Annotated in this window: 13 protein-coding genes; 7 read left to right on the top strand and 6 right to left on the bottom strand. The window is 67.8% G+C overall.

Annotation, left to right across the window (positions count from 1 at the left end; genetic code table 11):
* Positions 1-117 precede the first annotated feature (117 nt).
* The 3 genes from CWC60_RS12495 to CWC60_RS12485 are packed head-to-tail and all read left to right on the top strand — an operon-like array spanning position 118 to position 3,927.
* Positions 118-1,758 carry an acyl-CoA synthetase gene (locus CWC60_RS12495; RefSeq protein WP_109794302.1) on the top strand — a complete coding sequence of 547 codons (1,641 nt, stop codon included), beginning with the start codon at positions 118-120 and terminating at the stop codon, positions 1,756-1,758.
* Positions 1,755-3,284 (top strand): acetyl-CoA acetyltransferase, encoded by a 1,530-nt coding sequence (locus CWC60_RS12490; RefSeq protein WP_109794277.1) that lies wholly within the window; start codon positions 1,755-1,757, stop codon positions 3,282-3,284. Before CWC60_RS12495 ends, CWC60_RS12490 begins: the two co-directional genes overlap by 4 nt.
* A 37-nt stretch (positions 3,285-3,321) precedes the next feature.
* Positions 3,322-3,927 carry a glutathione S-transferase family protein gene (locus CWC60_RS12485; protein WP_109794276.1) on the top strand — a complete coding sequence of 202 codons (606 nt, stop codon included), beginning with the start codon at positions 3,322-3,324 and terminating at the stop codon, positions 3,925-3,927.
* Positions 3,928-4,098: 171 nt separating this feature from the next.
* On the opposite strand, the gene CWC60_RS12480 is transcribed toward CWC60_RS12485, so the two are convergent.
* Positions 4,099-4,794, bottom strand: a complete 696-nt coding sequence (locus CWC60_RS12480) for a S24 family peptidase (RefSeq protein WP_109794275.1) — start codon at positions 4,792-4,794, stop codon at positions 4,099-4,101.
* 152 nt (positions 4,795-4,946) lie between these two features.
* On the opposite strand from CWC60_RS12480, the gene amt reads away from it, so the two are divergent.
* The gene (gene amt / locus CWC60_RS12475) at positions 4,947-7,040 is read left to right on the top strand and encodes an ammonium transporter (RefSeq protein WP_164516520.1); all 2,094 of its coding nucleotides are present in this window, start codon (positions 4,947-4,949) and stop codon (positions 7,038-7,040) included.
* 21 nt (positions 7,041-7,061) lie between these two features.
* On the opposite strand, the gene CWC60_RS12470 is transcribed toward amt, so the two are convergent.
* From CWC60_RS12470 to CWC60_RS12460, 3 genes are all read right to left on the bottom strand, one after another.
* Positions 7,062-8,165, bottom strand: a complete 1,104-nt coding sequence (locus CWC60_RS12470) for an LLM class flavin-dependent oxidoreductase (RefSeq protein ID WP_109794273.1) — start codon at positions 8,163-8,165, stop codon at positions 7,062-7,064.
* 74 nt (positions 8,166-8,239) lie between these two features.
* Entirely contained in the window at positions 8,240-9,052 is an 813-nt protein-coding gene (locus CWC60_RS12465) for an alpha/beta fold hydrolase (protein WP_164516519.1), read from the bottom strand.
* A gap of 79 nt (positions 9,053-9,131) precedes the next feature.
* Positions 9,132-9,707, bottom strand: a complete 576-nt coding sequence (locus tag CWC60_RS12460) for a glutathione peroxidase (RefSeq protein ID WP_109794301.1) — start codon at positions 9,705-9,707, stop codon at positions 9,132-9,134.
* A gap of 97 nt (positions 9,708-9,804) precedes the next feature.
* On the opposite strand from CWC60_RS12460, the gene CWC60_RS12455 reads away from it, so the two are divergent.
* Complete coding sequence (locus CWC60_RS12455; RefSeq protein WP_164516518.1) at positions 9,805-10,947, top strand: EAL domain-containing protein; 1,143 nt, start codon at positions 9,805-9,807, stop codon at positions 10,945-10,947.
* Between the two features lie 4 nt (positions 10,948-10,951).
* Here CWC60_RS12455 and CWC60_RS12450 read toward each other — a convergent pair whose 3' ends face one another.
* A complete protein-coding gene (locus CWC60_RS12450) occupies positions 10,952-11,380 on the bottom strand; it encodes an anthrone oxygenase family protein (protein WP_109794270.1) in 429 nt (142 codons plus the stop codon).
* Between the two features lie 56 nt (positions 11,381-11,436).
* Between CWC60_RS12450 and CWC60_RS12445 the strand changes: the two genes are divergently transcribed.
* Positions 11,437-11,904, top strand: a complete 468-nt coding sequence (locus CWC60_RS12445) for a MarR family winged helix-turn-helix transcriptional regulator (protein ID WP_109794269.1) — start codon at positions 11,437-11,439, stop codon at positions 11,902-11,904.
* Positions 11,905-11,995: 91 nt separating this feature from the next.
* Complete coding sequence (locus CWC60_RS12440) at positions 11,996-12,916, top strand: DMT family transporter (RefSeq protein WP_164516517.1); 921 nt, start codon at positions 11,996-11,998, stop codon at positions 12,914-12,916.
* A 7-nt stretch (positions 12,917-12,923) separates the two neighbouring features.
* Here the strand turns inward: CWC60_RS12440 and CWC60_RS12435 are convergent, their stop codons facing one another.
* On the bottom strand, positions 12,924-14,183 hold the full coding sequence (locus CWC60_RS12435; protein ID WP_109794267.1) for an SAM-dependent methyltransferase: 1,260 nt from the start codon (positions 14,181-14,183) through the stop codon (positions 12,924-12,926).
* Positions 14,184-14,263: the final 80 nt, after the last annotated feature.

Below are 14,263 nucleotides of genomic sequence, written 5' to 3'. Positions count from 1 at the left end.
TCCCGGACCTCCGTCTTGCCGTCACCCCCGCCTTGTGCGGGGGTCCGGAAAGGGCAGCGCCTCCTTCAATTCGGCAACCGGATGCCCGCACAGGGCGGGCATGACACCGAGGTTCGGATGACTCTCCCCCTCGCGCCCCTGCACGAGGCCGTCGCGGCCGCCCTGCCCGAACGGGAGGCGATCGTCTTCCGCGACCGGCGGCTGACCTACGCCGAGGTCGCCGAGCGTTCCCGGCGGCTGGCCAATTTCCTGCTCTCGCAGGACATCACGATCCACCGCCCACGCAGCGAGTTGGAGAACTGGGAGTCGGGACAGGATCACGTCGCGCTCTACATGTTCAACTGCAACGAATACGTCGAGGCCCTGCTCGGCGGCTACAAGGCGCGCGCGGTCCCCTTCAACGTCAACTACCGCTATGTCCGCGAGGAGCTGGAGTATCTGCTGAACGACGCCGACGCGAAGGCGATCGTCTATCACGGCTGCTTCGCGCCGGTGGTCCGGGAGGTGCTGGCCGACGTGCCGACCTGCCGGCTGCTGATCCAGGTCGATGACGGCTCCGGCCAGCCACTGCTGGAGGGCGCCTTCGACTACGAAGCGGTGCTGGCGGAGAGTTCACCGGGACCCACCGGCCAGACCTGCGAACCCGACGACCTGTTCATCCTCTATACCGGCGGCACCACCGGCATGCCCCGGGGCGTGCTCTGGCGTCAGGCCGACGCCTATCTCAGCCAGATGGGCGGCCGCTATGACGGCGTGAACGTGGTCGGCAGCCTGGATGAAGCGGTCCGGCGCGCCGTGAACAAGAAGCGCTACACCATCTTCCCGCCGCCGCCCTTCATGCACGGGGCGGGCAAGTACCTGGCGCTGAGGACCCTGTTCGAGGGCAACACGCTGCTGATCCAGAACGTCACGGACCGCTTCGATCCGGCGGACGTGCTTTCGCTGGCCGAGAAGGAGCGGGCCAATCTGATGCTGGCGATCGGCGACGCCTTCGGCCGCCCGCTGCTCGACGAACTGCGCCGCAAGCCCTACGACACCAGCAGCCTGAAATTCGTGACCAACACCGGCGCGATCATGTCGAAGGGCGTGAAGGCCGGCCTGATGGAAATGATCCCCGGGCTCACCATCATCGATTCCCTCGGCTCGTCCGAGACCGGCATCCAGGCGCAGAACGTCTCCGGCGCGAAGGCGGGGGTGGAGAGGGGCGACTTCCGCACCATGGCCGACACGCGCGTGATGGCCGAAGACCGCCGCCGTTTTCTCGAGCCCGGCGAGCCGGCGGCGGGCTGGCTCGCCATCGGCGGACGCGTGCCCTATGGCTACTACGGCGACGAGGCGAAGACGAAGGAGACCTTCCCGGAGATCGCCGGCGTGCGCTACGTCATCGGCGGCGACAAGGTGCGGCTGCTGGAGAACGGCGAGATCGAGTATTTCGGCCGCGACTCCGTGACCATCAACTCGGGCGGGGAGAAGATCTTCGCCGAGGAGGTCGAGGAGGCGCTGAAGCACCATCCGGCCGTCGCCGACGTTCTGGTCGCCGGCCGGCCCAGCGAGCGCTGGGGTCAGGAGGTGGTCGCGCTGGTGCAGCTCGCCAACGGCGCGTCGCCGGACCCGGCGGCGCTCAACGCCGAGGCGGCGAAGCACATCGCCCGCTACAAACTGCCCAAGGCCTTCCGCTTCGTGGACCGGGTCGGACGCTCGGCCAATGGCAAGCCGGACTATCGCTGGGCGAAGCAACAGGCGGAGGGCGCGGCATGAGCGAAGACCTGACACCGGTCCTGATCGGCGTCGGCCAGGTGACCGACAAGGGCCGCGATCTGGACGATCTGCCGGGTCCTGTGGGACTGATCGAACAGGCGGTGCGACGCGCCTTCGACGACGCCGGGATCGGCGCGGCGCGGGCGGCCGATCTCGATCTGATCGCCGTGGTCCGGTCCTTCCGGGAATCGACGCCCAACACACCGGCCTCCGTCGCCCGCCGGCTGGGCGCGGAGAAGGCGCTCTGCCGGCTGATGCCGAACGGCGGCAACGGCCCGCAATACCTGGTCAACCGCTATGCGGAGGCCATCGCGAAGGGCAAGAACCGCTTCGTGCTGTTCGCCGGCGCGGAAGCCAAGGACAGCGTGCGGCGGTTGAAGAAGGCCGGCCGGCCCATCGACTGGGCGGAACCGCCGGAAACCGAGGCGGAATTCCTGGCGCCCGAACCGAAGATGGCGAGCGGCTACGAGACATCGCACGGGGTCTGGCTGGCCGCGCACGTCTATCCGATGTTCGAGAACGCCTACCGCCATCATCTGGGCCGGGGCATCGGCGAGCACCAGATGGCCATGGGACGGCTGTTCGAGCGCTTCACCGAGGTCGCGGCGGCAACGCCGGGGGCCTGGTTCCCGACGCGCCGCACAGCGGAAGAGATCGCGACGCCGGGGCCGGACAACCGCTTCGTCGGCTGGCCCTACACCAAGTTCATGAACGCCATGAATCATGTCGATCAGTCGGCGGCGATCCTGATGACCAGCCGCGGTTTCGCCCGGGAAATGGGCGTGCCGCAGGACCGGCTCGTCCATCTGCACGGCTGCGCCGACACCAACGAGCCGCTGCTGGTCTCGGAGCGGCAGACCTATCACGACTGCCCCGCGGTCCGGATGATGGGCCGCAAGGCGCTGGACATGGCCGGAACCGACATCGGGGCGATCGATCATTTCGATCTCTATTCCTGCTTCCCCGTGGCGGTCGAGATCGCCCGCGACGAGCTGGGCATCCCGGCGGACGATCCGCGCCCGCTGACCGTAACCGGCGGGCTGCCCTATCACGGCGGGGCGGGCAACAACTACGTCATGAACTCCATCGCGGCGATGGCCGACAGGGTTCGCGCCCGGCCGGGTTCGAAGGGCATGGTCACCGCCAATGGCGGCTTCCTGACCAAGCACGCCGCCGGCATCTACTCGACCGAGCCCTCGCCGGCCCATGACGGCCGCGGCTGGCGCCGCGAGAACCCGGCGGTCTACCAGGCCGAACTCGACGCGCTGGCGACGCCGCCCGTGGTCAAGGCGGCCGAGGGCGACGCGGTGGTCGAGACCTACACGGTCGCCTTCGGCCGCGGCGGGGAGCCCGAAGGCGGCATCCTGTTCGGCCGCCTGGGCAACGGCACGGACCCGATGGCGCCGCGCTTCATCGCCAACACGCCGCCCGATCCGGACCTGCTGCGCGCCATGACCGAGGAGGATTTCATCGGCCGGCGCGGCCGGGTGGCCAATGCCGACCGGCGCAATACCATGATGTTCTGAACGCCACGCATCCGACAAATCCGAAGGGGATGAACCAATGAAGATCTTCCACGCACCCAACAGCCGCTCGCTGCGCATCGTCTGGCTGTTCGAGGAACTCGGCCTGCCCTACGAACTTGAGAAGTTCAAGCTGGGGGACCCGTCGATGCGCTCGGCCGAGTACCGCCGCGTCCACCCGATGGGCCGCGTGCCGGCACTGGAGGATGGCGACGTGACGCTGTTCGAATCAGGCGCCATTGTCGAATACGTGCTGGCGCGGCACGCCCCGGGCAAGCTGAAGCCGGCCGTGGTTTCCCCGGATTTCCCGGCCTATCTGCAGTGGTTCAACTATGCCGAAGGCATGCTGATGCCGCCGGTCAATACCATCGTGGTGGAGACCATGTTCCTGCCCGAGGAAAAGCGTAACCAGACCAATGTCGATCGCGCGAAGAAGCTGCTCGGCAACATGCTGACGGCGATCGACGGCGCGCTGGCGGACCGCGAGTATCTCGCCCGCGACTTCTCCGGCGCCGACATCATGGCCGGCCATGCCACCATCGTCGGCTCGCGGCTGGCGGGCGACGTCAGCCACCTGCCCAACGTCACCGCCTATGTCGAGCGCCTGAAGGCGCGCCCGGCGCTGCAGAAGGCCTATGAGGCTTAGAAAATTCCAGTGATTGATTGCCCCCCGATCCCGCTGATGCGGGGTCACCCTCCCCCTGGCCAAGGGGAGAGCCGGGGTGGGGGATGGCCGGGCTGGTGCCCCCGGCGTCTCCATGATTCAGAAGGCGCGCGAGCCAGCCATGCCATCCCTCGCGCGCCGACCTGCCCTTCGTCAGACCCCGAAAAGGTCGTTCAGCGTCAGCACCTTGTGGACGGCGGTGACGGTCGCGGCAGGAAGCTCGAAGGTGCCGGCGGGGTTGTACTGCTCCAGCACCACGCGTTCGGCGTCGCGCCGCACGAGGCGCTTGCAATAGGCTTCGACGTCCTCGTCCCCACCGCCGACCTGGACCACGACATAGTCGCCGGCGCGGGCCGGGCGGCGGCCTGAGACATAGACGAGTTCCCCGTCCTCGAAACGCGGCGCCATGGAATCGCCGACGACGTAGATGGCGTAGATGTCGACCGCGGTCGCCACGCCGGGCGGGCGGCGCACATGATCGATCGGCGCGCCGGCGTGAAGCTGGAAGGCGCTCTGCAGGCTGCCGGCCGCGGTGCCCAGCACGGGCACGTCCGCCGGCATTCCGCGGCGCGGCGGCAGGGCCGGATCGCCGGAGTGCGCGGTCTCTGCGTCGCCGGGATTCTCCGGCGGCGGCGCCACCGGGCCGCGCCCGGTCGCCAGCCACTCGAACGAGCAGTCGAGCACGTGCGCCAGTTTCTCCAGCGTGTCGCGGCGGGGATTGCGCGACCGCCCGCGGCGGATGTTGCGGATGATCTCCGGCCGGCCCGCCGCCAGCATGGAGGCGCGGTAATCGGTCAGCCCCCTGGCCCGCAGCCGGTCGTCAATCCTGTCAAGAAGTTCCTGATTCATGCTGTCAATATGCCACTATTGCCCCGGCATTTCCAGTAACAATACCGATTTCATCGATCTTTTCGCAGTTGCAACATTAGCTTGGGCTTAACGAACTGCATGATAGCGTTCCCTTTCCCGGCATGATCAGGTCCAGAGGGGATTCCGGCGAGTTGATCGATCCGTCCGTAATTGATACCGCGTGGCTGGTGCTGGCCGCGGCCCTGGTATTCCTGATGCAGGCGGGCTTCTGCGCTCTGGAATCGGGCTTCGTGCGCGCCCGCAACACGATCAACGTCGCCGCCAAGAACCTGATCGATTTCTGTATCGCGGGCTGCCTGTTCTGGGCCGTGGGCTTCGGCCTGATGTTCGGCGAGAGCGAGATCAGCGCAGCCGGCGTCGAGCACGGCTGGCCGGCGGCCTTCTTCCTGTTCCAGCTGATGTTCTGCGGCACCGCCGTGACGCTCGTTTCGGGCGCCGTGGCCGAGCGTATCCGCTTCGGCGGCTACGCCGTGCTGGCGATCCTCGTTTCCGGCTTCATCTATCCCTTTGCGGGCTCCTGGGCCTGGGCCGGTCTCGACGGCGGCGAAGCCGGCTGGCTGGCGGAAATGGGCTTCGTCGATTTCGCCGGCTCGACGGTGGTGCATTCCGTCGGCGGCTGGGTGGCGCTGGCCGCGGTGCTGGTCATCGGACCCCGGCACGGCCGCTTCGACCGGGGCGCGGCGCCGCCGCAGCCCGACAGCCTGCCGCTCGCCTCCCTCGGCCTGCTGTTCCTCTGGTTCGGCTGGATCGGCTTCAATGGCGGCTCGGTGCTGGCGATGAACGGCGCCGTGGCCCCCATCATCGTCAACACCATGCTGGCGGCCTGCGCCGGCGGTCTCGCCGCTGTCACCTGCTCCCGGGCGATCTTCGGCCGCCCGCGCATCGACGGGCTGATCAATGGCGTCCTGGGCGGCCTGGTGGCAATCACGGCGGGCGCGGACGTGGTCGGCCCCACGGGGGCGCTCGCCATCGGCGCGCTGGGCGGCATGATCATCACGCCGTCCACGCTGCTGCTGGCCCGTCTCAGGATCGACGACGCGGTCGCCGCGGTGCCGGTGCACCTGTTCGCCGGCATCTGGGGCACGCTGGCCGTCGCGCTGTTCGGGGATCCCGAGATGCTGGGCCGGAGCTGGACGGAACAGCTCCGCATCCAGGCGATCGGCGTCGCCGCCTATGGCGGATTCACCTTTGCCGTCTCGCTCACGGCGATCTGGGCGCTGTCACGGGTCATGCGTCTGCGGGCGACCGCCACCGAACAGCAGATCGGCCTCAACGCCTCCGAGCACGACGCCTCCTCGGCCGCCCACGACCTGGCGCTGGCGATGGAGGAGCGCTTCCGCAGGGGCGATGTCGGCGAATCCGTGCCCGTCGAGATCGGCAGCGACGTCGAGATCGTCGCCCGCCAGTACAATCGCGTGGCCATGCGGGTGAAGAGCGACACGGCCCGGCTGGAGAAATCGGTCGAGGAACTGGCGGTCGCCCGCGACGCGGCCGAAGCCGCCAACCGCGCCAAGTCGGCCTTCCTGGCCAACATGAGCCACGAGCTGCGCACGCCGCTCAACGCCATCATCGGCTTCTCCGAGATCATGGTGAAGCAGACCTTCGGCGCGCTCGGCAACGACCGCTACAGCGATTATGCCGGGGACATCCATGGCGCGGGCACGCACCTGCTGGGCATCGTCAACGACATGCTGGATCACACCTCGATCGAGGCCGGCAAGGTGGACCTGAACGAACGCGAGATCGACCTGGCGCAGACCACCGAGACGGTGACCCGGAGCGTCCGCCCGATCGCCGACCGCTCCGGCGTCAACCTGCGCGCCGACAGCGACCCCGATCAGCCCCTGCTGTCCGGCGATGAACGGATCGTGCGCCAGATCCTGCTCAACCTGATCAACAACGCCATCAAGTTCACGCCCGAGGGCGGCCGTGTCGAGGTGGTCACCCGCCTGGAGCCGGACAACCGCCTGGCCATCGTCGTCACCGACACCGGCATCGGCATGGACCGCAGCGAGATCGCGCGGGCGATGGAGCCCTTCGTGCAGCTCAACGAGGACTACAACAAGACCCATGGCGGCACGGGCCTGGGCCTGCCCCTGGTCAAGTCCATGGTCAAGCTGCACGGCGGCACGCTGACCATCGATTCCATGAAGGACCACGGCACGACGGTCATTGTCCGCTTTCCGGCCGCCCGCACCATCGCCGCCGCCGAAGCGGCGGATTAGGGTCAGAGCCGGCCTGGCGACCTACGCCGCCATTCTCAGGGCATCGACCTCGCCGCCGATCTCCAGTTCCTTCAGCCGCGGCAGCACGGTATCGGCGAAGCACTTCATGTTCTCGCGCGCCATCTCGTGCGGCATGCCGCCATAGGAGAACGAGCACATGAAGCCGGCGCAGTCCGTCAGGTCCTGATACTCGCGCATCTTCTCGTAGACGGCGTCGGGCGTGCCCCAGACCTGAAGGTCCGCCAGGAAGTTGCAGAACGCGTCGACGCCGTGCTTCTTGATGTTCTTCGCCAGGCCCCCGTAGTACTCGTAGCCCTTGATGTCGGCCAGCCCCTCGTTGTGGAACTCGTAATGTTCCAGGGCCGAACGCGAATAGCCGCGGATGTACTTCTCGTGCATCTCGTCGGCGACGGACGCGTCCGGATGGGTCGCCGTGAAGCAGGCCACCAGCGGGCGGGGCGCCTCGGCGCCGTTGTTCTCCTCGCGGTAGATCTCGCGGTACATGTTCAGCTCTTCGACCGTCTTGTCCCAGGGCTTCTGGGCGATGATCATCACCCCGATGCCGAGGCGCGCCATGATCCGCGCCGATTCCGGGCTGACGGCGGAGGCGTAGGTGCGGCCCTTGAAGGTCTGGAACGGCGCCGGCCGGATTTCCTTCGCCGGCTGCTTGTAGTGCTTGCCGTCATACCGGATCACGCCGGTCTCGAGCGATTCCAGGATGGCCTCGGCGTACTCCACGAAATGCTCGCGGCTGTGCCCCATCTCGCGGCGGAAGCCCTCGAACTCGATCCGGCCCAGGCCGCGGCCGACGCCCAGAATGGCGCGCCCGTTCGAGACGTGATCCAGCACGCTCACCTCCTCGGCGATGCGCACGGGATCGTGCCAGGGCAGCACCATGACCATCGAGCCGAGGCGGACATGCTTCGTCCGGCCGGCCATGTAGGTCAGGAACTGCGCCACGTTCGGGCACATGGTGTAGTCGTCGAAGTGGTGCTCGGCCGACCAGACGGACTGGAAGCCCATGGGCTCCGCCCGCTCGGCCATGCCGACCTCGTGGGCCCAGACCTCCCGGTCCGACATCCCCTCGATCTTGTTCTGGAAAAACGTGGTCATTCCGACGTGCATGCTGTCCTCCCCAGGCGTTGCTCGGCTTGTCGTCGGGGAAGTGTAACATCGCAGGCCGCCGGGCGGCGAACGGTTCAGCCGGGCAGCGCCCCTGCAAAATCCACAATGGCCTGCGCCAGCCGCTCGGGCCGCTCCGCCGGCACCAGGTGGCCGCAGTCGGGCCAGTCGATATGGCGCGCGTCGGCGAACAGCTCGCGCAGGCGCTCCACCACCGCCTCGTCGTAGAACAGCCGGTCGCAGAGTCCCGTCACCGTCAGCACCGGCAGCGTCAGCGCGGCCCAGTCGACGTTCCAGTCGGTGTCCGCCTGGGTGGCCATCAGCCGGAAGTGGCCCGAGGACGGGTCCTCCGGCGTGTAGTCCGTGGTCTGCAGGTGGTTCGGACGCTGCGCCTCGACGAACTCCGGATTGGTCAGCAGCGGCAGCATCATGTCCATCAGCAGCGGGAAGCCGCCGACCTTCACCGCATGGAACGTGGCGTCGTTGATCCAGCGCAGCCGCGGCCCGATCTCGCGCAGCGTGTTGAGCAGGATCAGTCCCGCGGCTGGCGCGCCCTCAAGGATGGCCCGGGCAGCGTAGAGCCCGCCGATGGACAGGCCGCAGTACACCGGACGCGGCGGCGCCACCGCGTTCATCAGCCGCCGCAGATCTGCGACGATCAGGTCATCGCTGAACGCGATGTCCCCGGAGAACGGGCTGTCGACCTGGCCGCGGAAGTTGTAGCAGAGCGTGCCCAGCCCCACGGCGCGGCAGGCGGGCGCGACGTGCCCCTGCCAGGCGGCGGTGCTGCCGGTCAGCGCGTTGACGAAGACGATCGTCGGCCGGCCCTGCCGGGGCGGTTCGTATTCGTAGTGGAGTCCGTCTCCGGACCCGATTTCCAGCATGGCCATGACAACGCTCCCCGAAGACCTGAACCCAACCAACGCAATACAGCCATCGGCGCCAGTGGCCAACAGCGAATGGCCGGCGTCAAACTCCCGGCAGGGCCGCCTCCACCGCCTGTCGGACCTCATCGGACATGGGCTCCACCCGGCTGGGCCAGTGGCCGACGATGCGGCCTGCGCCGTCGATCAGGTACTTGTGGAAGTTCCAGCGCGGCAGACCCTGCGGGCCCAGTTCCGCGCCGAGCCAGCGGTATAGCGGATGCGCGTCCGGGCCGCGGACGGTCTGCTTCTCGGTCAGCGGAAAATCGATGGCGAAGTTGACCTCGCAGAATTCCTTGATCTCGGCCGCCGAGCCCGGCTCCTGGTTGCCGAAGTCGTTGGACGGCACGCCCAGCACCACCAGGCCCTGATCCCGGTAGGCGTCGTAGAGCGCCTGAAGCCCGTCATATTGCGGGGTGTAGCCGCAGAAGGAGGCTGTATTGACCACCAGGACCGGCTGGCCGCGATACTGCGCCAGGGGCAGGTCGGCGCCGTCGATGGCGCGGAAGGTGAAATCATGCGCGGTCTCGGCCCGCGCTTCGCGGCCGCCGAGGGCGAGACAGGCGAGGGCCAGGGACGCCGCGAGGGCGATGACGAGATGGCGTGTCTTCAGGATGCGCATGGCCGGCCTCCCCCGCTCATTACCGCCGTTAACCGAACCAAAAGGATTCTGGTTAACGATCGGTGCAGTATACGCCATTCGGGAAGAAGCGGATCCCATGCCCTTCGCCGCGCTTTCGATGTTCCACGCCGCGAGCGTCCTGTTCGCCGCCGCCGCCGCCGTGGCCGCCTTCAACCTGGTGCCGGACGCCGGGGTGAACGAGGCGGCGTTCGTCGGCCTGTGCGTGCTGCTGCTGGGGGTCACCCTGGCCGAAGGCGCGGCGCGGCGCATGGAACGCCGCACGCTGATGGAGCGGATCGATCTGGAACGCCGCGAACGCGAGGCCCAGTACCGCACCGTGGCCATGCTGACCTCCGAAATCGAGACCCTGCAGCAGAGCCGCGACAAGGGCGAACTGGTCGCCGAGATGCGGCTGGTCCGCTCCCAGCTGTCGCGGCTGAAGGAGCGCGCCGACGAGGCCGGCCGGCCCGCCGCCATTCCCCTGCCGGCGCCCGCTCCGCCGCTGACGGGGCAGCCACTGCTGGAGGCGACCACCGAGGCGCTGCGGGAGAACCGCATCGATCTCTACCTGCAGCCGGTGGTGCGCCTGCCGCAGCGCCGCGCCGTGTTCCACGAATGCCTCACCCGCCTGCGCGACGGTGCGGACCGCATCATCACCCCGGACCAGTACATGCCGATCGCCGAGGACCGTGGCCTGGTCAACGCCATCGACAACCTGTCGCTGTTCCGCTGCGTCCAGACCCTCAAGACCCGGCGCGGTCCCGACATGGCCGGCATCGGCTTCTTCTGCAACCTGTCGCCGGCGACGCTGGACGACGACGAGTTCTTCGACCAGTTCACCGAGTTCCTGGCCGGCAACCGCGACCTCGCCGACCGCATCGTCTTCGAGGTCGAGGCGGCGCGGCTGCTGGACGCCGGCGGGCGCATGCAAGCCAATCTCGACGCGTTGAGGCGGCTGGGCTTCCGCCTGTCGGCCGATCACGTCACCAGTCTCGACATGGACCTGAACGAGATCGCGGCGCGCGGCGTCGCCTTCATGAAGATCGATGCCGGGCCGCTGATCGGCGACGCCTCCATGAGCGCCGGGTCGGTGCGGGAGCGGCTGCAGGCGGCCCGCACCACGCTGATCGCCTCGATGGTGGAAAGCGAGGACCAGGTCGTCGAACTGGTCGACGCCGAAATCGGCCTCGCCCAGGGCTACCTGTTCGGCGAACCCCGTCCCATGCGGCCCGACGCCTGAACGGTCAGATCAGCGCCCGCAGATAGACGCCGCTCGCCAGCGCGCCGAGGACAGCGCGACCTGCATGCAGCCGGCCCCAGCGTGTCACCATCGCCCGCAATTCGCTTTCGCCCGACCTTTGCGGCGTCGCCATCAGGCGCTTGTTGAGCGGCATGATGGCCAGCAGCGTGTAAGGCCAGTTGGCCAGGATCAGCGCCGCGCCGGCCAGCCAGCGCCAGTCGCCGGAGTTCCACCACGCCCAGAGACCGAGCAGGCCGGAAAGAACGGCGAGGCTCGCCTGCATGGCGAAGCCGCGCTTGTAGCTCGGCTTCCACTGGGCCAGCAGTGCCGGCCCGTCGAGCCGGAGCCGCGCCGGCTGCTCGGCAACGAGGATGTAGACGGCCGCCCCGGTGAACAGGGCGGCGGCGAGGAAGGCGAACTGTCCGGTCGGCATGTCGGTCTTTCCATGCAATTTGACAATATATTGTCATATCGGTAACTCATTGTCTTATGAATGACAACGCCCATGATCCGGGTGGCGCGGTCCTGACCGCGCTGATCCTGGAAACCTTCCGCTTCAATGGCGCGCTGCTGCAGGCAGGGGACCGTCTGGTGGGCGACCTCGGCCTCACCAGCGCACGCTGGCAGGTGCTGGGCGCCATCGCCCTGGCCGACCCGCCGGAACCGGTGGCGCGGCTGGCCCGGGGGATGGGACTGGCCCGGCAGGGCGTGCAGCGGATCGTCAACGAACTGGCGGCGGAGAGCCTGGTGGCGTTCCGGCCCAATCCGCATCACCGGCGCGCGCAGCTGGTGGTGCTGACGGCAGCCGGCGAAGCCGTTTACGCCGCCGCCTTGGCGCGCCAGGCGCCCTGGGCCAACGCCCTAGCGCGCGGCCTGCCCCCGGGGGAGATCGACGCAGCGCGCGCTCTGCTTCAGCGCCTGCGGGCAAGGCTGGAGGAGAGACGGGAAGAACCATGAACGCTTCCTTTCCGAGCCATGCGCCAGATGCATGACGTGGCTGGAAAGGTGTTTATTGTGCACCTGCGAAATGACACTACCTTCCCCCGTCATGAGCGAGTTGTCCGTCCGCCCCGTCAGCGCCCTTCCGACCGAGCCCCGCGCCGGCATGGACCCGACCCTGAAGGGGATCGGGTTCTACTGCCTGGCGCTGATCCTGTTCGTCGGCATGGGCACCACCGCGAAATGGCTGTCGACCATCTACCCGGTCGAGCAGGTGATCTGGGGCCGCTACTTCTTCCACGTGCTGCTGATCATGATGCTGTTTCCGACGCGCATCCTCTCGCTGTTCCGCACGAAGCGGCTGGGTCTGCAGATCACCCGTTCCGTGGTCGTCTTCATGGCCACGGCCTTCGGTTTCACCTCGCTCAGCCTGATGCCCATGGCCCAGGTCTCGGCGATCGGCTATGTCGCGCCGCTGATCGTCACCGGCCTGTCGATCCTGATCCTGAAGGAGAAGGTCGGGCCGCGCCGTCTGGCCGCGGTTCTGGTCGGCTTCCTCGGCGTCTTCGTCATCCTGCGGCCCGACCAGGCCGATTTCTCCTGGTGGTCGCTGCTGCCGCTGGCCATGGCGGCCTGTTACGCGACGTTCATGATCATGACCCGCATGATCCGGGGCGCCGCGCCGCAGATGAACTCGCTGTTCTACACCGCGATCGTCGGCGCCGTGGTCGCGACGATCCCGCTGCCCTTCATCTGGCAGACGCCGGAGCCCTGGCACTGGCTGGCCTTTGCGGCCATGGGCCTGATCGGCGGCACCGGCCATTTCCTGATGATCCGCGCCTTCGAGCAGGCCGAAGCCTCGGCCATCGCGCCCTTCGTCTACACCGAGCTGATCTGGGCGATCGCCGCGGGCATGCTGATCTTCGGCGACATGCCGACGCCGGAAATGCTGATCGGCGCGGCGGTCATCATGGGCTCGGGCGCCTACGTCCTCTACCGGGAGCGCAAGGTCGCCGGCAAGGCGGCCTGAACCCGGCCTACTCCCCCGCCGCCATCATCGGCCCCTGTTTCGGGGCGCGGTTGTCGGGCGCATGCGCCCGTTCCCAGTCCAGCATGTAGTCGCGGGTCATCGGCACGGCGCCGATGGACTTGGCGATCTGGATCTGGAAGACCGTCAGGAACGACTCCCGGAAGTTGGCTTCGCAGGACTGCAGGTAGAACTCCCACATGCGGCAGAATCTCTCGTCGTAGAGATCGTCGCGGATGTGGTCGCGGTGCCGCTGGAAGCGTTCGTTCCAGGCCTTCAGGGTCTCGGCGTAGTGGAAGCGAAGGCTCTCGAAGTCGGTCATCCACAGGCCGAGCCGCTCCAGGTGCGGCGCGATCTCCGACAGCGAGGGCAGATAGCCGCCGGGGAAGATGTACTTGCGGATCCACGACGCCACCGGCCCGGGCACGTCGGCCGAACCGATCGTGTGCAGCAGCGCGATCCCGTCCGGCTTCAGCAGCCGGTCCAGCTTGGCGAAGAATTCGCCGTAATGAAGATTGCCCACATGCTCGAACATCCCCACTGAGACGATGCGGTCATAGACGCCAGGTTCCTGGCGGTAGTCGAGCAGCTTGAAACGGACCCGGTCGGCGAGCCCGGCCTCCGCGGCGCGGCGGGTGGCGACGCCGTGCTGCTCCCGCGAGAGCGTCAGGCCGGTGACGTCTGCCCCGGTCTCGCGCGCAATGTAGAGCGCCAGCCCGCCCCAGCCGCAGCCGATGTCGAGCACCTTCTGGCCCGGCTCCAGCAACAGCTTGGCGGCGATGTGGCGCTTCTTCTGCTCCTGCGCGGATTCAAGATCGTCGGACGGATCGTGGTAGTAGGCGCAGGAATACTGCCGGTCCTCGTCGAGGAACAGGCTGAACAGCTCGTCGGACAGGTCGTAATGGTGGGCGACGTTCTTCTGCGCCTTGCCGATGGGGTTGTAGTGCTGCGCGGCCGTGAGGAGCTTCTGAAGCTTCAGGGCCAGCCGGCTGCGGGTGCGGTTGTGCCAGGCGAGGTTGCGGACCGCGACCTCGAGGAAGTCGTACAGCGTGCCCTCGGGGATGGTCAGGCGGCCGTCCATATAGGCCTCGCCGACCTTCAGGCGGGGGTTCCGCGCGATCTCGCCGGCCACCTTCGCGTCGTGCAACCGGATGACCGCGGACGGCCCCTCGTGCTCGCCGGGAAACTCGTGGCGCTTGCCATTGTGGTCGATGATGGTCAGCCGGCCGACCCTGATCAGCCGGCGTATGAACATCGATAGCAGAATCATGGCGTCCACCCTCCGCACATCACCGCTTTAGCAAACACACTGTTGCAAAGGGGCAAAATAGCGGAGGCATGGCAAGACCT

It is taken from the genome of Minwuia thermotolerans (assembly GCF_002924445.1).
GTDB lineage: Bacteria > Pseudomonadota > Alphaproteobacteria > Minwuiales > Minwuiaceae > Minwuia > Minwuia thermotolerans.
Note: the sequence above shows the minus strand (reverse complement) of the source record. Positions and strands in the feature narration are given on the sequence as shown.